The sequence below is a fragment of the Arthrobacter sp. UNC362MFTsu5.1 genome (genome assembly GCF_000685965.1).
In the GTDB taxonomy this organism is placed as follows: domain Bacteria; phylum Actinomycetota; class Actinomycetes; order Actinomycetales; family Micrococcaceae; genus Arthrobacter.
Window position 1 is genome coordinate 108,418 of record NZ_JMLE01000008.1, and the last position, 17,657, is coordinate 126,074.

The following is a 17,657-nucleotide window of genomic DNA, read 5'->3' on the forward strand; positions in this document are numbered from 1 at the left end:
GAAGTGTCCGTTCGCGCTCAGCCGGGGGCGGGCTAGTGCCGTTCGGCCCTATCCGGAGCTTCACGCGGCAACCTAGCTTGAGGGCATGGCTGCCGGACCCCATGCGGGGTTAGATGGACCCGCATCAGATGCAATGTTGAAGCTGGGCCGATTCTTCACCAAATGGGACCAGACCGACGACGGCAGGGCGGTGTTCCGGGAGGGCGGCCGCAAAGGCGACATCTTCTACCGCGACCGCTGGAGCCACGACAAGGTGGTCCGGTCCACGCACGGGGTGAACTGCACCGGCTCCTGCTCCTGGAAGGTGTACGTCAAGGACGGCATCATCACCTGGGAGTCCCAGCAGACCGACTACCCCTCGGTGGGCCCGGACAGCCCGGAATACGAGCCCAGGGGCTGCCCGCGCGGCGCGGCGTTCTCCTGGTACACCTACTCGCCCACCCGGGTCCGCTTCCCGTACGCCCGGGGCGTCCTCGTCGAGATGTACCGCGAGGCCAAGGCCCGGCTCGGCGACCCGGTGCTGGCCTTCGCCGAGATAGCGGCCGACCCGGAAAAGCGCCGACGCTACCAGCAGGCCCGCGGCAAGGGCGGCCTGGTGCGTGTTTCCTGGCAGGAAGCCGTCGAGATCGCGGCCGCAGCCCACGTGAACACGATCAAAACCTACGGCCCGGACCGCTGCGCCGGCTTCTCGCCCATCCCCGCGATGTCCATGGTGTCGCACGCCGTGGGAACCCGTTTCATCCAGCTGATCGGCGGGGTGATGACGTCCTTCTACGACTGGTACGCGGACCTGCCTGTCGCCAGCCCGCAGGTGTTCGGGGACCAGACCGACGTCCCGGAGTCCGGCGACTGGTGGGACGCGCGCTACCTCATGATGTGGGGCTCCAACGTCCCCGTGACCCGGACCCCGGACGCGCACTGGATGGCCGAGGTCCGGTACCGCGGCACCAAGGTGGTCACCGTCAGCCCGGACTACGCGGACAACACCAAATTCGGCGACGAATGGCTCCCCGCGCAGGCCGGAACGGACGCAGCCCTGGCGATGGCGATGGGGCACGTCATGCTCAAGGAATTCTTCGTGGACCGGGACGTGCCGTTTTTCACCGACTACGTGAAGCAGTACACGGACCTTCCGTTCCTGGTCAGGCTGGTGAAGAACGACGACGGCGCCCTGACGCCGTCGAAATTCCTCACCGCCCGGGACCTCCCGGGGGAGTCCGGGGCTGAGGACGCGGCGTTCCGCACCGTCCTGTTCGACAAGAAGACCGGGCGGACCGCGGTGCCCAACGGCTCCCTCGGGTTCCGGTATTCCGGCAGCGGCGAGGGCAAATGGAACCTCGACCTGGAGGGAATCGACCCCGCCCTGTCCCTCCGTGAAGTGTCCGGGGAAAGCGCCGAAATCCTGCTCCCGTGCTTCGAGGATGCCGGCGGGGAGGGGAGCGTGCTGCGCCGCGGCGTGCCTGTCCTGGAAGTGGAAGGCCAGCTGGTCACCACTGTGTTCGACCTGATGCTGGCCCAGTACGGCGTGGGCCGGGACGGGCTCCCGGGGGAGTGGGCCGCCGGCTACGAGGACGCGTCCACGCCCTACACCCCGGCCTGGCAGGAGGAGATCACCAGCGTCCCCGCACAGGCCTGCATCCGCGTGGCGCGGGAGTTCGCGCGCAACGCCGAGCAGTCCAAGGGCCGGTCCATGATCATCATGGGCGCCGGGATCTGCCAGTGGTTCCACGGCGACACCACCTACCGGGCCGTGCTGGCGCTGGTGATGCTCACCGGCTGCATGGGCCGCAACGGCGGTGGCTGGGCGCATTACGTCGGGCAGGAAAAGACCCGGCCGGTCACCGGCTGGCTGTCGCTGGCCAATGCCCTGGACTGGTCGCGCCCGCCGCGGACCATGATCGGCACCGGCTACTGGTACATGCACACCGACCAGTGGCGGCAGGACGGCTATTCCGCGGACGCGCTGAAGTCCCCGCTGTCCACCGGAGCCCTGGACGGCATGCACACCGCGGACGCGCTGGCCCAGTCCGCCCGGCTCGGCTGGATGCCGTTCTACCCGCAGTTCGACCGCAACCCGCTGGACCTCGCGGACGAGGCGGAGGCCGCCGTCGCCGCCGGCACTGCGCCGGACACTCCGGGTTACATCGCGGACGCGCTCAAGAACCGCACGCTGACCCCGGCCATCGAGGACGTGGACGCCCCGGAGAACTGGCCTCGGACCCTGGTGCTGTGGCGCTCCAACCTGTTCGGCTCCTCGGCCAAGGGCAACGAGTACTTCCTGCGGAACCTGCTGGGCACGCACAACAACGTCCTGGGCAAGGACCACGCCGAGGGGCTCAAGCCCAGGGACGTGAGGTGGCATGAGCGGGCGCCGGAGGGGAAGCTGGACCTGCTGGTCTCCGCTGATTTCCGGATGACCTCCACCACGCTGCTGTCCGACGTCGTGTTCCCGGCCGCCACCTGGTATGAGAAGCATGACCTGTCCTCCACCGACATGCACCCGTTCGTCCACGCCTTCAGCCCGGCGATTGACCCGCCGTGGGAAACCAAAACGGACTTCGACACCTTCCACCTGCTGGCACAGGAGTTCTCCCGGCAGGCGAAGACCCACCTGGGCGTCCGCCGGGACCTGGTCAGTGTGCCGCTGCAGCACGACACCCCCGGCCAGCTCGCCCAGCCCGGCGGGATCGTGCGGGACTGGCGGCAGACGGACATTCCAGCCGTGCCGGGGCAGAACATGCCCGTTTTTTCGGTGGTGGAGCGTGACTATACGGCCATCGCGGACAAGCTGGCCGCCGTCGGGCCCCTCGCCGACAAACTGGGCTTCACGGTCAAGAACGTCACCTACAAACTCGCCGGACCCCTGGACCGGCTCAGCCGCTCCAACGGCGTGATGCTTGGCGGCGCCGCGGACGGCCGCCCGGCGATCGACACCGACGCGAAAATGGCGGAAGCCATCCTGGCCTTCTCCGGGACCACCAACGGTGCGCTGTCCGTGCAGGGCTTCAAGGACCTGGAAGTCCGCACCGGGCGGAAGCTCGCGGACCTGTCCGAGGGCTCCGAGGAAAAGTTCATCACCTTCGCCCAGACCCAGGCCGGCCCGGTCCCGGTGATCACCTCGCCGGAATGGTCCGGCTCCGAAACCGGCGGCCGGCGCTACGCCCCGTTCACCATCAACATCGAGCGGCTCAAGCCCTTCCACACCCTGACCGGGCGGATGCACTTCTTCCTCGACCACGACTGGATGACCGACATCGGCGAGGCCCTGCCGATCTACCGGCCGCCGCTGGACATGCACCGGCTCTTCGGCGAGCCCAAACTCGGACGGGACGGGGCCATGGAGGTGGTGGTCCGGTACCTCACCCCGCACTCCAAGTGGTCCATCCACTCCGAATACCAGGACAACCTGCTGATGCTCTCGCTCTCCCGCGGCGGCCCCACCGTCTGGATGAGCCCGGCCGATGCGGAAGCAATCCAGGTCAGGGACAACGATTGGGTGGAGTGCCTGAACATCAACGGCGTCCTGGTGGCCCGGGCCATTGTCAGCCACCGGATGCCGGCCGGGGTGGTGTACGTCCACCACGCGCAGGAACGCACCATCGACGTCCCGAAGTCCGAGGCCACCGGCAGGCGCGGCGGCATCCACAATTCGGTGACCCGGCTGCTGGTGAAACCCTCGCACCTGATCGGCGGCTACGCCCAGCTGGCCTACGCGTTCAACTACCTCGGCCCCACCGGAAACCAGCGCGACATGGTGGCCACCGTCCGCCGTCGTTCCCAGGAGGTGCAGTACTGATGCGTGTCATGGCTCAAATGGGCATGGTCATGAACCTGGACAAATGCATCGGCTGCCACACCTGTTCCGTGACCTGCAAGCAGGCCTGGACCAACCGTGCGGGCACCGAATACGTCTGGTTCAACAACGTGGAAACCCGCCCCGGCCAGGGGTATCCGCGGCGCTACGAGGACCAGGAAAGGTGGCACGGCGGCTGGGTGCTGAACAAGCGCGGCAAGCTGGTGCTCAAGGCCGGCGGCCGGGTGAAGAAGCTCCTGGGGATCTTCGCCAGCCCCGTCCAGCCCGAACTCAAGGACTACTACGAGCCGTGGACCTACGACTACAAGACCCTCGTGGACGCGCCGCTGGGCGACGACTTCCCGGTGGCCCGGCCCAAGTCCCTGATCACCGGGAAGGACACGAAGATCACGTGGTCCGCGAACTGGGACGACGACCTGGGCGGCTCCGCCGAGAACGGCCATCTGGACCCGATCGTGGAGAAGGTGCGCCGCGAGTCCGAGGACAAGATCAAGTTCGCCTACGAGCAGACGTTCATGTTCTACCTGCCGCGGATCTGCGAGCACTGCCTGAACCCGTCCTGCATGGCGTCCTGCCCTTCCGGCGCGATCTACAAGCGGGTGGAGGACGGGATTGTGCTGGTGGACCAGGACAAGTGCCGCGGCTGGCGGCAGTGCGTCACGGGCTGCCCGTACAAGAAGATCTACTTCAACCACAAGACGGGCAAGGCCGAGAAGTGCACCTTCTGCTACCCGCGGGTGGAAGTGGGGCTGCCGACGGTCTGCTCGGAGACCTGCGTGGGCCGGCTGCGGTACCTGGGGCTGTTCCTGTACGACGCCGACGCCGTCACCGCGGCGGCCGCGGTCACCGACCCGCAGGAACTCTACGACGCCCAGATGGACGTGCTGCTGGACCCCAACGACCCCGCCGTCCAGGCTGCGGCCCGGGCCCAGGACATCCCCGAGGACTGGATCGACGCCGCACGGCGCTCGCCGGTGTACGCCCTCGCCAAGGTCTACAAGGTGGCCCTGCCGCTGCACCCCGAATACCGGACCATGCCGATGGTCTGGTACGTGCCGCCGCTCTCACCCGTGGTGGATCTGCTGCGGGACCAGGGGCACGACGGCGAGGATCACGGCAACCTCTTCGGCGCCATTGAGGCGCTGCGCATCCCGGTGGAGTACCTCGCGGAACTCTTCACCGCCGGGGATGCGGACCGCGTCACCGCGGTGCTGAAGAAGCTCGCGGCCATGCGCTCCTACATGCGGGGCATCAGCCTGGGCAACGACCCCGATGACTCCATCCCGGAGGCCGTGGGCATGGACGGCCAGACCATGTACGAGATGTACCGGCTGATGGCGATCGCGAAGTACGACGAGCGCTACGTCATTCCCAAGGCGCACGTGGAACAGGCCCACGACCTGGAGGAGATGGGCTGCTCGCTGGACTTCGACGGCGGCCCCGGCATGCAGGATTCCTCCCCGTTCGGCGAGGCCAGCGGCCGCCCGGTCCCGGTGGCGGTGGAAACCTTCAATGCCCTGCGGGACCGGCAGACCTCCGACGAGGCGCCCGGTGGGACCACCCTGCGCGGCCGGGTGAACCTGCTCAACTGGGACGGCACCGGGGCGCCTCCGGGCCTTTTTCCGGAGAAGCACCACCCGGGGGAACAGCCGTGAGCCGGCGCCAGCAGGTGGTCTACCTCGCGGCCGCCTGGTGCCTGTCTTATCCGGATGAGGAATTGACCGGCAGGGTGCCGCTCATGCGGTCGGCGCTGGGCGAGTTCCCCGGTGCTTTGCCGGACTTCGCCGAGGTGCTGGACCTGCTGGAATCCACGCCGCCCATGGAGGTGCAGGCACACTACGTCCGTGAATTCGACCTCGGCAAGCGGCACGCCCTGCACCTGAGCTACTGGACCGACGGGGACACCCGGCGCCGTGGCGAGGTGCTGGGCAACTTCAAGAAGACCTACCGGCAAAGCGACATCCTGGTGGACACCCGCGGCGAACTGCCGGACTACCTGCCGATGGTCCTGGAATACGCCGCGGTGGTGGACCTGGCAGCGGGGCGGGAACTGCTCACCCGCTTCCGGGCGAGCCTCGAGATGCTTCGGTTCGGGCTGCTGCGGGACGGGTTGCCGCACGCCCGGATCCTGCAGGCCGTCTGCGCCACGCTCCCCGGGAAATCGCCCGCAGACGAGCAGGCCGTGATGCGGATGGCCGGTTACGGCCCGCCCACCGAGGCCGTGGGGCTGGACCCCTACGATCCGCGACTCCTGCCCGTGAAGGGGGCCTGACCATGGTGACTCTTGAAACGGCGCCCTTCGAAGCCGAGCCCGGATCCGCCGTCGAAATCACCGCCCTGGACACCGCGCTCTGGGGCGTCCTGCCGTACGTCATGGTGGTGGTGCTGGTGGGCGGCCTGGTGTGGCGCTACAAGTACGACCAGTTCGGCTGGACCACCAGGTCCTCCCAGCTGTACGAATCGAAGATGCTCCGGATTGCGTCCCCGCTGTTCCATTTCGGCCTGCTGGCGGTGATTGCCGGGCACTTCTTCGGCCTGGTGATCCCCATGGCGTGGACCCAGGCGGTGGGCATGAGCCAGGACTTCTACCACTTCAATGCCCTGTTTGTGGGCGGGATTGCGGGGGTGGGCACCCTGGGCGGGATCATCCTGCTGATCTACCGGCGCCGCACCACCGGGCCGGTGTTCATGGCCACCACCACGAACGACAAGACCATGTACGTGGTCCTCACCGCCGCCATCGTTTTCGGCCTCTGGACCACCCTGGCCAGCGTCTTCGAGGGCGAGCACGGGCACAACTACCGTGAGACCGTGGCGCCCTGGTTCCGCTCGCTGTTCGTCCTGCAGCCGGACATCGCGGCCATGGCGGCGGCGCCGTTCTCCTTCCACCTGCACACCCTCGTGGGCATGGCCCTGTTCGTCATCTGGCCGTTCACCCGGCTGGTCCACGCGTTCACGGCACCGCTGCACTACCTTTTCCGCCCCTACATCGTCTACCGCTCGCGGGACGCAGCCACCCGGCGCGGCTGGGCGCCCGTGGGAACCCGGGACAGGGACACCCGTAACCGCTGAAGTGGCCGGGCCCATCCAAAACCGGCTGAATCCAAAGGAGTGAACAGTGGCTGGAACAGCACCGTCCCCAACGTCCGCTTCCACGGGCCAGACCCGGAACCTGGTGCTGGCCACCGCGGCGTCCGTGGCAGGCTTCTGGGCCTGGAACTCCGTGGCCACCCTCGGCGCCTTCTACACCCAGAACCTGCAGCTCAACCCGGCCACCACCGGCGTCCTGGTGGCCATGCCGGTGTTCGTCGGCTCGCTGGGGCGGATCGTCGTCGGAACCCTGACGGACCGGTACGGCGGCCGGGCGATGTTCACCTTCGTGCTGCTTGCCGCCATCGTGCCGATCCTGCTGGTGGCCGTCGGCGGAACCCTGCGCTCCTTCGCGCTGGTGCTGGGCGCCGGCCTGCTGCTCGGCGTCGCCGGAACCGTGTTCGCCGTCGGAATCCCCTTTGTCAGCGGATGGTACGAACCGTCCCGGCGGGGCTTCGCCACCGGCGTCTTCGGTGCCGGCATGGGCGGAACGGCGCTGGCCGCCTTCCTCAACCCCCGGCTCGTCGCCTCCATCGGATACTTCCCGACGCACCTGCTGATCGCCGGGGTCCTTGCCGTCATGGCGGCCCTGGTCTGGTTCCTGATGAAGGAATCCCCGGGCTGGACCCGCAGCAACGCCCCGGTGCTGCCCAAACTCCTGGACGCCGCCAAAACACCGGTCACCTGGAAGATGTGCTTCCTCTACGCCGTCGTCTTCGGCGGCTTCGTCTCCTTTGCCACCTACCTGCCCACGTACCTCCGCGACGTGTACAGCTTCGATCCGAGCGGCGCCGGTGCGCGCACGGCAGGGTTCGCCCTCGCCGCGGTGCTGGCACGGCCGGTGGGCGGCGTGCTCGCGGACAAGCTCGGGCCCAAACCGGTGGTGATCGTCTCGCTTGCCGCCGTCGCGGTCCTCGCATGGGTGGTGAACCTGCAGCCCGACGGCGAGGTCCCGGCGGGCCTGACATTCGTCGCCATGGCTGCGGCCCTCGGCCTGGGCGCGGGCGGGGTTTTCGCCTGGGTGGGCGTGCTGGCGCCGCACGGGAAAGTGGGCAGCATCAGCGGCGTGGTCAGCGCGGCGGGCGGCCTCGGCGGCTACTTCCCGCCGCTCGTCATGGGGGCAACGTACGACGCCGCGACCCACAGCTACTCGATCGGCCTGCTCCTGCTGGTGGTCACGGCGCTCGTGGCACTGGTGTTTACGGTTTTCGCGGTGCAGGGCCGGCCGAGGGCAAAAGCGGTGCCGGCGTAGCTTGGCCCAGAAAGCGCGAACGGACACTTGCGGCCCCTCCCGAAGCGCGGCGGGGGGTGCTTAAGTGTCCGCTCGCGCTGGGCAGTGGTGCTTAAGTGTCCGTTCGCGCTGGGCAGTGGTGCTTAAGTGTCCGTTCGCGCTGGGCGCTGGGTGCTTGGTTCGTCAGCCGAAGGCCAGGTGCGCCACCGTGAAAATGGCCAGACCGGCCAGGGCGCCCACCACGGTGCCGTTGATCCGGATGAACTGCAGGTCCTTGCCCACCTGCAGCTCGATCTTCTGCGAGGTCTCCTCGGCATCCCAGCGCGCCACGGTGTCCGTGATCACGCCCGCGATGTCTGAGCGGTAGGTCTTCACGAGGTAGCCCGCGGCGTCGCCGATCCACGCGTTGACCTTGCCCGCCAGTTCGGGGTCCACCACCAGCCGGGTGCCGAAGTCGTGCACGGCCGCCTTGAACTTGACGGTCAGTTCGCTGTGGGGATCGTCGACGGCGCCGAGCAGCGCCGCCTTGATGGTGCCCCACGTGCGGGAGGCCAGTTCGCGGACCTCGGGGTCGCCCAGCACCTGCGCCTTGATGCCCTCGGCCCGGGCGATCATCACGGGATCGTGCTGCAGGTCCTGCGCAAGCGAGGTGAGGTACGTGTCGATCGATTGCCGGACCTGGTGCTGCGGATCGGCCTGCACGGCCTTGGTGAACTTGAGGATCTCCACATAGACCTTGTCTCCCACGAGCCCGTCCACGAACTGCGGAACCCACTGCGGGGACCGGTCCGAAACCAGCCTGCTGACCGTCTCGTGGTTGTCGCGGACCCAGTCCACCGTCCGGTCCACCAGCAGGTCCACCAGGGTGTGGTGGTGCCCGTCGGCGAAGATCCGCTCGGCGAGCCGGCCCACCGGAGGCCCCCACGGCGGAGTGAGCAGGTGCTTGCGGACCATGGACTCGATCACGGCCTGGACGTCGTCGTCGTTCAGTACCTTGAACGCTCCGCGGATGACGGCGGCACCCTCCTTGGCCACGCGCTCGGCACCGCCGGGACCGGACAGCCATGCGCCGGCCTTCCGGGCGATGTCCACCGAGGCGAGCTTTTCCTGGACCACCTGTTCGGAGAGGAAATTCGTCTCCACGAACTCGCCCAGCGAGGCGCCGATCTGGTCCTTGCGGCGGGGAATGATGGCCGTGTGCGGGATCTTGATCCCCATCGGGTACTTGAAGAGCGCCGTCACGGCAAACCAGTCCGCAAGCGCGCCCACCATGCCGCCTTCAGCCGCGGCCCGCACGTACTCCAGCCACGGGTACTGCTTCTGCAGCGCGAAGGCGAACACGAAGATCACTGCCATGATAATCAACAGCCCCAGCGCCAGGAGTTTCATTTTCCGCAGCGCGGCGGCCTTTTCGGCATCACTGCCCAGGCCCCGGTCGACGGCGGCACCGGCGCCGGAGCCGGTACCTGCTGTGCCGGCATGCGGAGGTCTGGTTGCAGCGGGACGGGTGGTTTGTTCACTGTTCACCTGCATGTGCCCAGCCTAGTCCCGCATCCGCCGCGGGCGTCCGCTAACGTGTCAGCATGACTACCGACGAGTCCGCCCCCACCCGGCCGCTGGTCTACGCCCACCGGGGATCCAGCGCCGCCTTCGCCGAGCACACGCGGGCCGCCTATCTCCAGGCCATTGCAGACGGGGCCGACGGCGTGGAATGCGACGTCCATCTCAGCCGGGACCAGCACGTGGTCCTGCTGCACGACGCGAACCTGGACCGCACCTCGGACGGCACCGGCCCCGTGGCTGACCGGACCCTCGATGAACTGCGGCTGCTGGATTTTTCCTCGTGGAAGGGCGCCCGGATTCCCCTTGAATACGGCGGAAAGTTCGACCAGCTGCTGACGCTGCCGGAACTGCTGGACATCCTCCGGGCGGCCGGCCGGGACATCGGGCTCGCCATTGAGCTCAAGCATCCCAGCCCGTACCTGCTGGCACTGGAGGACCGGGTGCTGGAGGTGCTGGAATCGGAAGGCTGGGATCCCCGCACTTCACGGGTGGACAACATTTCCGTGTCCTTCATGAGCTTCAGCCCGGACGCCATCAAGCACCTGCTCAAGACTGTTCCGGCCGAGTTCATCTGCCAGCTGGTGGACGACATCAAGGTGGAGGAAGTCCGGGAAGAACTCGGGCTGGGGGTTATCACCGGCGGGGCCGTAGCGAACGTTATGCGGGCCGCCCAGGTGGAAGGCGAACGGATCCTGAACGACTGCGAAGTGCGGCTGGCGGGACCGGGCATCGATTACGTGCGCCAGCACGCCCGCGCCGTGAAGCGCTGGATGGATTCCGGCCGCAGGTTCAGGGTGTGGACCGTGGACTCGGAGGAGGACGTGGCGCTGTGCCGGGACGTGGGCATCCACGAAATCACCACCAACCGGCCGGCCGAGGTGCTGGCCCGGCTCGGCGAAAGCAGTCATTCCGTCAGCTGAACGGGAAGGGGAACCTCAGGCCGCCAGGTCCCGGCGGCGCCAGCCGGCGTAGCCCAGCGCGCCGAGCAGCGCGGCGGTAATCGTGAGGGCCGCCAGCGCCGGAATTCCTTCAGCGTCCACCGGAAGCAGCGGGGTGTGCCGGAACGGCGAGAGCTCCATGAGCCATTCCGGTGCGTTCCACAGCACCCCGAATTCACCCAGTGCAATAAGTCCCAGCAGGAGCACCCAGACGGCACCGGTCAGCCGCGGCAGCCAACCGAACACCGCCAGCGCGGCACTGGTGAGCACCCAGGCAGCCGGGATCTGGGCCAGGGCCGCCACCAGGGAGCGGGGCACCAGTTCCCCGTCGTTGACGGCGGACGCGGCCCCGATGCCGATCGAGAGGCCGGTCAGCAGTTGCAGCAGCGCCACCCCTGCCAGCGCCACGGCGTAGTGGCTGCTGGCCCAGCGGAGCCGGGTGGTGGCAGTGCCCAGCAGAGCTTCGGTGTGCCCGGCCGTTTCCTCGCTCCGCAGATGGTTGGCGGCGGAAATTCCGTAGGCGGCCGCGATGACTCCCATGATGCTGATCTCGGCGGCGAGGAACGCGTCGGTCAGGGCGCGCGGACCGCCCAGGGCGCGCATCAGGTCCTGGGCGCCGGGCGAGCTCAGGAAGTCCGCCACATTGCCGACGAGGGAGCCGATCACCACTCCGAAGAGGACAAACGCCACACACCATGCCAGCAGGACCCGGTACTGGAGCCGGACGGCGAGGCCCAGCACCCCGGAGAGTTGTCCGCGGGCGGGTCCGGGCCGCTCATCGCGCAGGCCGGCACCGAGGTCGCGCTGCGCGCGGAGGACGAACGCCGCGGGAACAAGGACGGCGCAGAGCGCAAGGGGCAGTGACAGCACCCACCAGTGGTCCCCGGCATAGGCCCGCACCTGCTGGTTCCACCCGATCGGCGAAAGCCAGGACCACACCGACGGTCCGGGCTCGGCGAGGTCGCCCACCGCGCGCATGCCGTACGTGACGGCAATGACGCCGATGCTGAGCCCGGTAGCGGCCCGGGCGCTGGCCGTCAGCTGCGCAGCCAGGGCCGCCACGGCGCTGTACGCCATCCCCGTAGCAGCCCAGCCCAGCCCGAAGGCGAGTGATCCGGGGCCCGGCAAGCCGCCGAGGGAAAGCGCCGCAGCCGACAACAGCCCGGTCAGGATGCTCGTGGCGAAGCTGATGGCCAGGGCGGACACCAGGGGCGCGTCACGGCCCAGCCGTCCGCCGCCCAGGAGCTCCAGCCGCCCGCTTTCCTCGTCTCCGCGGGTGTGCCGGATGGTGAGGATGACCATCAACACCGCGAGGATGGCGGTCATGAAGGCGGTGTATTTGATGAGCGACAGGGCGCCAAGCGAGGCCGGATCGTAGATCCGCCCAAAGAGGGCCACCATGGACGCCGTAGCGTTCAGTGCCGTGGCGGCCGCCACCCGGCTGGGCTCATCCGGGTACAGCTCGGCGCCGGCCGCCGCCGTCGAGTAAGCGATCAGGGCGAAGCCCAGGATCCAGAGCGGCAACAGCCAGCGGTCCCGCCGGAGCGCGAGCCGGACCAGGACGCCGGTGCCGGCCAGTGTCCCGGTCATCGCCGGCCGGGTCCGCGTCCTGCCGGCCGGCGAGTCGCCTCGGTCCAGTGTCCCGGTCATCGCCGTGCCGTTTCGAGCGATCCGGCCGGCCCGTAATGGCGCAGGAACAGATCCTCCAGCGTGGGCGGCTGGCTGGTCAGTGCGTGCAGCCCCGCGGCCGTCAGGGCCTGCAGGAACGGGGCCAGCCCGGCCGGATCCACCTGGGCGCTGACCCGGTGGTCCGTCACCACAACGTCGTGGACGCCGGGCAGGAGGTCCAGGCCCGGGGGCACGCTTGCGACGTCGGCCGTGACCGATGTCCGGGTCAGGTGACGCAGCTGCGCAAGCGGCCCGGACTCCACCACGCGGCCGGCCCGGATGATGCTGACCCGGTCCGAGAGCGCCTCGGCCTCACTGAGGATGTGGCTGCTGAGCAGGATGGTGCGGCCCTGATCGCGGAGCTCGCGGACGCATCCGCGGAAGGCATCCTCCATTAAGGGGTCCAGCCCGCTGGTGGGCTCGTCCAGGAGGAAGAGCTCGGCGTCGGTGGCCAGGGCGGCCACCAGGGCGACCTTCTGCCGGTTCCCCTTCGAATAGGTGCGGGACTTCTTGGTGGGGTCAAGGTCGAAAGTCTGCAGCAGCCGGTCACGCCGGGCACGGTCCTGGCCGCCCTGGAGCCGCCCTAGCAGGTCGATCACCTCGCCGCCCGTCAGGTTGGGCCACAGGGCCACGTCCCCGGGTACGTACGCCAGCCGGCGGTGCAGCGTGGCAACGTCGTGCCACGGGTCAAGGCCCAGCACCCTGGCCGACCCCGAGGTGGCCCGCAGCATGCCCAGCAGCAGCCGCAGCGTGGTGGACTTGCCGGCCCCGTTGGGACCCAGGAAGCCATGCACCTCGCCGGCAGCGACCTGGAAGTCGAGGCCGTCGAGGGCAGCTACCGTTCCGAAACGCTTGACGACGCCGGTCATTTCCACCACGTTGCTCATAGTCAATAAGCTACGCCGCGCTGCGCGTCCTGACCCGGGCGGAAAGTCCCGTCCGCCCGTTGCCACCCTGTCCTTTCGCGCAGGGGCGGCGCGCCCGCGGTTAACGGGGGCGTCAGCGCCTGTGGTTGCATGGATCCATGCCATTCACCTGGTCCGGCCGGGCCACCCAGACCCTCTCAGCGACTGCCCTGAGCGCCCTGCTGCTGGCCAGCGCCATGAAGCATTTCCGCGAACCCGCATTCTTTTACCAAGTGGTTCCCGATTTCCTGTGCCGTGACGACTCCGGCGCCCGGCCCAACGGCCCGTATGCGGTGATGACCCGGGACGAATGGGTGGCGCTCAGCGGCCTGCTCGAGGCGGGCGCCGCCGTCGGGCTCCTGATCCCGGCCACCCGCAAACCGGCCGCGTGGGGCGTTACTGCCATGTTTACGGCCTTCGTCGCCGGGCATGCCGACGCACTGCGCCGAGCGTACGGTCCGGCCGGAACGCCGGGGCAGCGGAAGGTGCACACCGCCCGGCTTCCGCTGCAGGTGCCGCTGATCCTCTGGGCCTGGAGCCTGCGAAAGCCGTTCCGTCCCGCCGGGACTCGGAGCGTTCCCGGGGCGCGGCAGTGAAGCTGCTGCAGTCTCCGGCCGTGCGGGTGGGGCTGTCCATCAGCATCGCCACCGGCCTCTACGGGGTTTCCTTCGGGGCTCTCGGCGTCACATCCGGGCTTGATTTCTGGCAGACCATGGCGCTCAGCCTGCTGCTGTTCAGCGGCGGTTCGCAGTTCGCGTTCATCGGTGTGGTGGCCGGCGGCGGATCCGGAGTGGCGGCGATGGGCGCGGCCACGCTCCTGGGCATGCGCAACGGCATCTACGGCATGCAGCTCAACGCGCTGCTGCAACCGCGCGGGTGGCGCAAATACGCCGCCGCCCACGTCACCATCGACGAATCAACGGCCACCAGCACCGGGCAGACGGACCCCGACGAACAGAAGCGGGGATTCTGGACGGCCGGCATCGGCATCTTCGTGCTCTGGAACATTTTCACTGCGGTCGGGGCGCTGGCGGGCAGCGCGCTGGGGGACCCCAAGCAATGGGGGCTCGACGGCGCCGCTGTGGCGGCCTTCCTCGGCCTGCTTTGGCCGCGGCTCAAGGGCCGCGAGCCGGTGGCCATCGCAGTGGTGTGCGCGCTGGCAACGGTGCTGGCCGTGCCGTTCGTACCCGCGGGAGTTCCCATCCTGATCGCGGCATTCGTGGCGGCGGCGATCGGCTGGTTCAGCCACGGCCGCAGCGATGAGGGGCTGGAGCCCGACGTGGATCCCTATGCCGAGCACCACCAACACCCGCGTCAGGACCCGCATTCAGAAGAGGCCGGCAGATGAACCTGTGGATGTGGCTGCTGCTTGCCTGCCTCCTGGGCTACGGCTGGAAGCTCCTTGGCTATCTGGTCCCGGCCAGCCTGCTGCGCAACCCGCGGATGTCCCGGATTGCGGGCACCATGACCATCGGCCTGCTGGCTTCCCTCACCATCGTGAACGCGGTGGCATCGGGGCAGGCCCTGGCGTTGGACGCCCGGATTGGCGCCCTCGCCGCAGCCGGAATCGCCCTGTGGCTCCGGGCCCCTTTCCTGGTGGTGGTCCTGGCCGGAGCCGGAGCTGCGGCCGGGTTGCGGCTGCTGGGCTGGAGCTGATGACGGCCGTTCGGCCCTAGTAGGTCCGCCCGTGCTGTGGCAGGATGCCACCATGAGCGAAGAACAAGCGCCTGCGGTTCCTGCTGCCGCAAAGGACCCCAAATCCAGGCCCTATGTGCCATCGCCTGGATCCGAATCCACCCGTGAAATGCGCGAGATGTCCCGCCGCCGCCGCGATGCCGAGGAGAAGCTCCAGCAGCATCTGCAGGAAGCGGACCAGCTCCACGAAGCGCACATGAAGGCCCACCACAAGGAGGTGCCGGTGCCGCATGGGCACGAGGAAGCTTCTCCCGAAGGTCAAGCCCCGGAAACCGCGGACGAACACGCCGCGGAAGGCGAGCGGGAGGCCGGCACCAGGCCGGCCGAGTGACGCTGCTTGGGCCGAGCGGTGCGACTGGGCCGATTAGCGTTGCCCATAGGCCGAACAGCGTTGCCTAGGCCGCGCCAAACTCATCTGAAACAGCCAAGTCGTCGGCCTGTGGGGAGGCTCCGTTGTTCCTGTTGTCCAACTCTTCCAACGCCAGGTCGTACCAGAACTGCGCCCCGAACACCGGGTGGGACGTATCCAGGTCCCTGAACAGGGCGTCTGTGAGTGCCTGCAGTTCCGACGTGCTGGCCGTCGAGATGACCAGCAGCGGGTCGGCGTCGCCGTTCATGAGCAAGGCAAGCTGCTGGCGGGTCATGGCAGTACCGGAAGGGAAGGTGAACGTAGTCCGTAGTCCATGTCGAACTCCAAAACGAGAAACGGTGGCTGACTGCGTAACCTCCACAATTCTAATATTGTGTGACGGCCACCACAATCTCGCGGCCTCGGGCCGTCGAGCAGGGGATTCGAGAAGCGGCGGCGGGCCGTGACGGGCGCCCGGCTGGGCCAGTACCTGGCGGAACGGCTGCAGGACCTGGTCCTCGAGAGTGCCGATGTGCAGGACTTCCTCCGGGAGCTGTGTGAGTTCTCGGCGGGCTTCATCGGGAAGACGACGGGCCTTCCCGTGCTGTGCGCCGTGACCCTGCTGCGCTCCCGGCGGTCCGTGACGTCCGCCGGCAGCGGACCTGGGGCGAGGCTGCTTGAGGAGATTCAGCAGGCTACCGGCGAGAGCCCTCCGCTGGCCGCCGTGGAGTCCGGGGCTACGGTTTCCGTGCCCGATGCCCGGACCGACTCCCGCTGGCCGCGCTACAACCGCGGCGTGATGCGGGCCGGCCAGCTCAGTGTCCTGTCACTCCCGCTGCGGCTGGATCCGGAGGCCGCGGCGTCCGTGTCGTTTTTCGCGCCGGAAGCAGGAGCGTTCGACGACGAGGCCATCGTCATTTGCGAAGCGTTCGCGGCCCGGGCCGGTAAAGCCCTGCGGCTGGCCGTGCGCATCGGCGCCTCGAAGGACCTCAACGACGACCTTCTCGAGGCCTTGAAGTCACGCACCAGCATCAACCTTGCCTCGGGAATTGTGATGGGACAGAGCCGCTGCTCGCAGGCCGAAGCGTTTGCCATCCTGAGCAAGGTCTCCAGCAACCGCAACGTCAAGCTCCGCGTGGTGGCCGAGGACCTGCTGCGAAAATTCGATACGGCGCCGGACACCACCCACTTCACCGGCTAACGGACCCGCCTGAGGCTATGCTTTTAAGGGTTCCGGTCAACTCGCGAAAGGCGGCAAAGCAGTGGAGTGGGTGCGGCCATGGCGGTAAAACTACCCCTCGCGGACGAACTGGCGGCAATCTTTGCCCGTGCTTCCGAGCTCCTGCTGACGGACGAGACGGTATCCAGGGCCCTAGAGCTGATCACCGCTGCTGCGGAAGCGGCCGTGCCCGGCGCCGCGGGCGCGGGCGTCACACTTATCGATGCCGACGGCCGGAAACATACGGCGAGTGCCTCCAACACCTTGGTGGAGGTTGCCGACGCGCGCCAGTACGACCTGGGCCAGGGTCCCTGCCTCCTCGCCTGGGCGAGCGGCGAACCGGTGTTGGTCAGCGACGTCCGCAACGACCACCGCTGGCAGGCGTGGGCCAGTGCGGCCACCGAGCTGGGGTTGCGGTCCTCCGTCAGCGCACCGTTGCTCACCGGAGATTCCGCGCTGGGCGCCGTCAAGCTCTACGCCCGTGATGAGAACAGTTTCAGCCCAGCCACCGTGCGCCTGTTGGAACTCTTCGCCGCGCAGGCCACCATCTTCCTGATCAATGCCCAGGCCCGCGAGAGTGCCCGGATGATTAGTGAGGACCTTCGCGACGCCCTGGCCCACCGCGAAATTATTGCCGTGGCCAAGGGAATTCTGATGGCCCGCCACGGACTTGACGAGGACACGGCCATGCAGGACCTGCTGATGGAGTCTCGGCGGGCCAAAAGGTCGCTCCGTGACATATCCGTCGAGCTGGTGTCCTCCACCCAGCTGCCCCGGTGAGCGGGGGTGCGTTTTGGCCCTGGGCAAGGACGAAGATGAGCAAAGGCTCCGCTTTGAGGAAATGCTCCGGAACGCTGACCTGCGCGTCGAGGAGCTGTGGCTGAGGTATTTCAGCATTGGCGGCATCGCTGGCCAATTTGAAGTCGAAGCCTACATCCACGGTGCCATCGCCTTGCCTGCGTTGCAGCGGGATATCCTGGCGCACGCCCTGAACGAGCGCCTGGACGAGATCCATGCCCCCGACGGCAGGGCGTCCTACAGCCGCGGGTCCGAGGACGCCGGCCGGCTCCATGACGAGCGGCCGCATGACGACACGGACCGTCCCGAGGAAGACTCAGGGCAGGACGACTGAGCCCGCGGCCCGATAGAAATTACGGCCCGACGGAAATTACGCCCGAGGAAGAC

17 protein-coding genes are annotated in these 17,657 nt (G+C 68.2%); 13 read left to right on the forward strand and 4 right to left on the reverse strand.

The window, feature by feature from the left end; all coding sequences use genetic code 11:
- The first annotated feature begins 85 nt into the window (after nt 1–85).
- From BS38_RS0109810 to BS38_RS0109830, 5 genes are read left to right on the forward strand one after another with little or no spacing between them, the layout of a single operon-like run.
- Nucleotides 86–3,796 (forward strand): nitrate reductase subunit alpha, encoded by a 3,711-nt coding sequence (locus BS38_RS0109810; RefSeq protein ID WP_028270640.1) that lies wholly within the window; start codon nt 86–88, stop codon nt 3,794–3,796.
- Nucleotides 3,796–5,469 carry a nitrate reductase subunit beta gene (narH, locus tag BS38_RS0109815; RefSeq protein WP_028270641.1) on the forward strand — a complete coding sequence of 558 codons (1,674 nt, stop codon included), beginning with the start codon at nt 3,796–3,798 and terminating at the stop codon, nt 5,467–5,469. The genes BS38_RS0109810 and narH overlap by 1 nt, the downstream gene beginning before the upstream one ends.
- On the forward strand, nt 5,466–6,086 hold the full coding sequence (gene narJ, locus BS38_RS0109820; RefSeq protein WP_028270642.1) for a nitrate reductase molybdenum cofactor assembly chaperone: 621 nt from the start codon (nt 5,466–5,468) through the stop codon (nt 6,084–6,086). Before narH ends, narJ begins: the two co-directional genes overlap by 4 nt.
- A gap of 2 nt (nt 6,087–6,088) precedes the next feature.
- A complete protein-coding gene (narI, locus tag BS38_RS0109825) occupies nt 6,089–6,886 on the forward strand; it encodes a respiratory nitrate reductase subunit gamma (protein WP_028270643.1) in 798 nt (265 codons plus the stop codon).
- A gap of 46 nt (nt 6,887–6,932) precedes the next feature.
- Nucleotides 6,933–8,156, forward strand: a complete 1,224-nt coding sequence (locus BS38_RS0109830) for an MFS transporter (protein WP_028270644.1) — start codon at nt 6,933–6,935, stop codon at nt 8,154–8,156.
- 162 nt (nt 8,157–8,318) lie between these two features.
- Here BS38_RS0109830 and BS38_RS0109835 read toward each other — a convergent pair whose 3' ends face one another.
- Nucleotides 8,319–9,668, reverse strand: coding sequence for a DUF445 domain-containing protein (locus BS38_RS0109835; RefSeq protein WP_028270645.1), 1,350 nt, complete (start codon nt 9,666–9,668; stop codon nt 8,319–8,321).
- A gap of 50 nt (nt 9,669–9,718) precedes the next feature.
- Between BS38_RS0109835 and BS38_RS0109840 the strand changes: the two genes are divergently transcribed.
- The gene (locus BS38_RS0109840; RefSeq protein ID WP_028270646.1) at nt 9,719–10,618 is read left to right on the forward strand and encodes a glycerophosphodiester phosphodiesterase; all 900 of its coding nucleotides are present in this window, start codon (nt 9,719–9,721) and stop codon (nt 10,616–10,618) included.
- A 15-nt stretch (nt 10,619–10,633) separates the two neighbouring features.
- Here the strand turns inward: BS38_RS0109840 and BS38_RS0109845 are convergent, their stop codons facing one another.
- Together BS38_RS0109845 and BS38_RS0109850 are read right to left on the reverse strand one after the other, a co-directional pair.
- On the reverse strand, nt 10,634–12,286 hold the full coding sequence (locus BS38_RS0109845) for an ABC transporter permease (protein ID WP_081818863.1): 1,653 nt from the start codon (nt 12,284–12,286) through the stop codon (nt 10,634–10,636).
- Nucleotides 12,283–13,191, reverse strand: coding sequence for an ABC transporter ATP-binding protein (locus tag BS38_RS0109850; protein WP_028270648.1), 909 nt, complete (start codon nt 13,189–13,191; stop codon nt 12,283–12,285). Before BS38_RS0109850 ends, BS38_RS0109845 begins: the two co-directional genes overlap by 4 nt.
- 137 nt (nt 13,192–13,328) lie before the next feature.
- Between BS38_RS0109850 and BS38_RS0109855 the strand changes: the two genes are divergently transcribed.
- Genes BS38_RS0109855 through BS38_RS24860 form a run of 4 tightly spaced genes read left to right on the forward strand, consistent with a single transcriptional unit; the run spans nt 13,329 to nt 15,235 of the window.
- Nucleotides 13,329–13,805, forward strand: a complete 477-nt coding sequence (locus tag BS38_RS0109855) for a DoxX family protein (protein ID WP_028270649.1) — start codon at nt 13,329–13,331, stop codon at nt 13,803–13,805.
- Nucleotides 13,802–14,557, forward strand: a complete 756-nt coding sequence (locus tag BS38_RS0109860; RefSeq protein WP_028270650.1) for an AzlC family ABC transporter permease — start codon at nt 13,802–13,804, stop codon at nt 14,555–14,557. The genes BS38_RS0109855 and BS38_RS0109860 overlap by 4 nt, the downstream gene beginning before the upstream one ends.
- Entirely contained in the window at nt 14,554–14,865 is a 312-nt protein-coding gene (locus tag BS38_RS0109865; RefSeq protein WP_028270651.1) for an AzlD domain-containing protein, read from the forward strand. The genes BS38_RS0109860 and BS38_RS0109865 overlap by 4 nt, the downstream gene beginning before the upstream one ends.
- A gap of 52 nt (nt 14,866–14,917) precedes the next feature.
- A complete protein-coding gene (locus BS38_RS24860; protein WP_043438270.1) occupies nt 14,918–15,235 on the forward strand; it encodes a hypothetical protein in 318 nt (105 codons plus the stop codon).
- Nucleotides 15,236–15,299: 64 nt separating this feature from the next.
- Here BS38_RS24860 and BS38_RS24865 read toward each other — a convergent pair whose 3' ends face one another.
- Entirely contained in the window at nt 15,300–15,548 is a 249-nt protein-coding gene (locus tag BS38_RS24865; RefSeq protein ID WP_043438273.1) for a hypothetical protein, read from the reverse strand.
- 168 nt (nt 15,549–15,716) lie between these two features.
- Between BS38_RS24865 and BS38_RS24870 the strand changes: the two genes are divergently transcribed.
- The 3 genes from BS38_RS24870 to BS38_RS0109890 all read left to right on the forward strand — a co-directional run bounded on the left by BS38_RS24870 (nt 15,717) and on the right by BS38_RS0109890 (nt 17,604).
- On the forward strand, nt 15,717–16,454 hold the full coding sequence (locus BS38_RS24870) for a GAF and ANTAR domain-containing protein (RefSeq protein WP_051628826.1): 738 nt from the start codon (nt 15,717–15,719) through the stop codon (nt 16,452–16,454).
- A 78-nt stretch (nt 16,455–16,532) separates the two neighbouring features.
- Nucleotides 16,533–17,252, forward strand: a complete 720-nt coding sequence (locus BS38_RS0109885; RefSeq protein WP_028270652.1) for a GAF and ANTAR domain-containing protein — start codon at nt 16,533–16,535, stop codon at nt 17,250–17,252.
- A 13-nt stretch (nt 17,253–17,265) separates the two neighbouring features.
- Nucleotides 17,266–17,604: a hypothetical protein gene (locus BS38_RS0109890; protein ID WP_028270653.1), complete on the forward strand. Its 339-nt coding sequence runs from the start codon at nt 17,266–17,268 to the stop codon at nt 17,602–17,604.
- Nucleotides 17,605–17,657 lie beyond the last annotated feature (53 nt).

Bases quoted from the DNA above. Each gene is read 5' to 3' on its own strand.
- BS38_RS0109810 (WP_028270640.1), top strand. From the start codon at position 86: ATGGCTGCCGGACCCCATGCGGGGTTAGATGGACCCGCATCAGATGCA.
- narH (WP_028270641.1), top strand. From the start codon at position 3,796: ATGCGTGTCATGGCTCAAATGGGCATGGTCATGAACCTGGACAAATGC.
- narI (WP_028270643.1), top strand. From the start codon at position 6,089: ATGGTGACTCTTGAAACGGCGCCCTTCGAAGCCGAGCCCGGATCCGCC.
- BS38_RS0109835 (WP_028270645.1), bottom strand. From the start codon at position 9,668: ATGCAGGTGAACAGTGAACAAACCACCCGTCCCGCTGCAACCAGACCT.
- BS38_RS0109840 (WP_028270646.1), top strand. From the start codon at position 9,719: ATGACTACCGACGAGTCCGCCCCCACCCGGCCGCTGGTCTACGCCCAC.
- BS38_RS0109845 (WP_081818863.1), bottom strand. From the start codon at position 12,286: ATGACCGGGACACTGGACCGAGGCGACTCGCCGGCCGGCAGGACGCGG.
- BS38_RS0109850 (WP_028270648.1), bottom strand. From the start codon at position 13,191: ATGAGCAACGTGGTGGAAATGACCGGCGTCGTCAAGCGTTTCGGAACG.
- BS38_RS0109855 (WP_028270649.1), top strand. From the start codon at position 13,329: ATGCCATTCACCTGGTCCGGCCGGGCCACCCAGACCCTCTCAGCGACT.
- BS38_RS0109865 (WP_028270651.1), top strand. From the start codon at position 14,554: ATGAACCTGTGGATGTGGCTGCTGCTTGCCTGCCTCCTGGGCTACGGC.
- BS38_RS24860 (WP_043438270.1), top strand. From the start codon at position 14,918: ATGAGCGAAGAACAAGCGCCTGCGGTTCCTGCTGCCGCAAAGGACCCC.
- BS38_RS24865 (WP_043438273.1), bottom strand. From the start codon at position 15,548: ATGACCCGCCAGCAGCTTGCCTTGCTCATGAACGGCGACGCCGACCCG.
- BS38_RS0109885 (WP_028270652.1), top strand. From the start codon at position 16,533: ATGGCGGTAAAACTACCCCTCGCGGACGAACTGGCGGCAATCTTTGCC.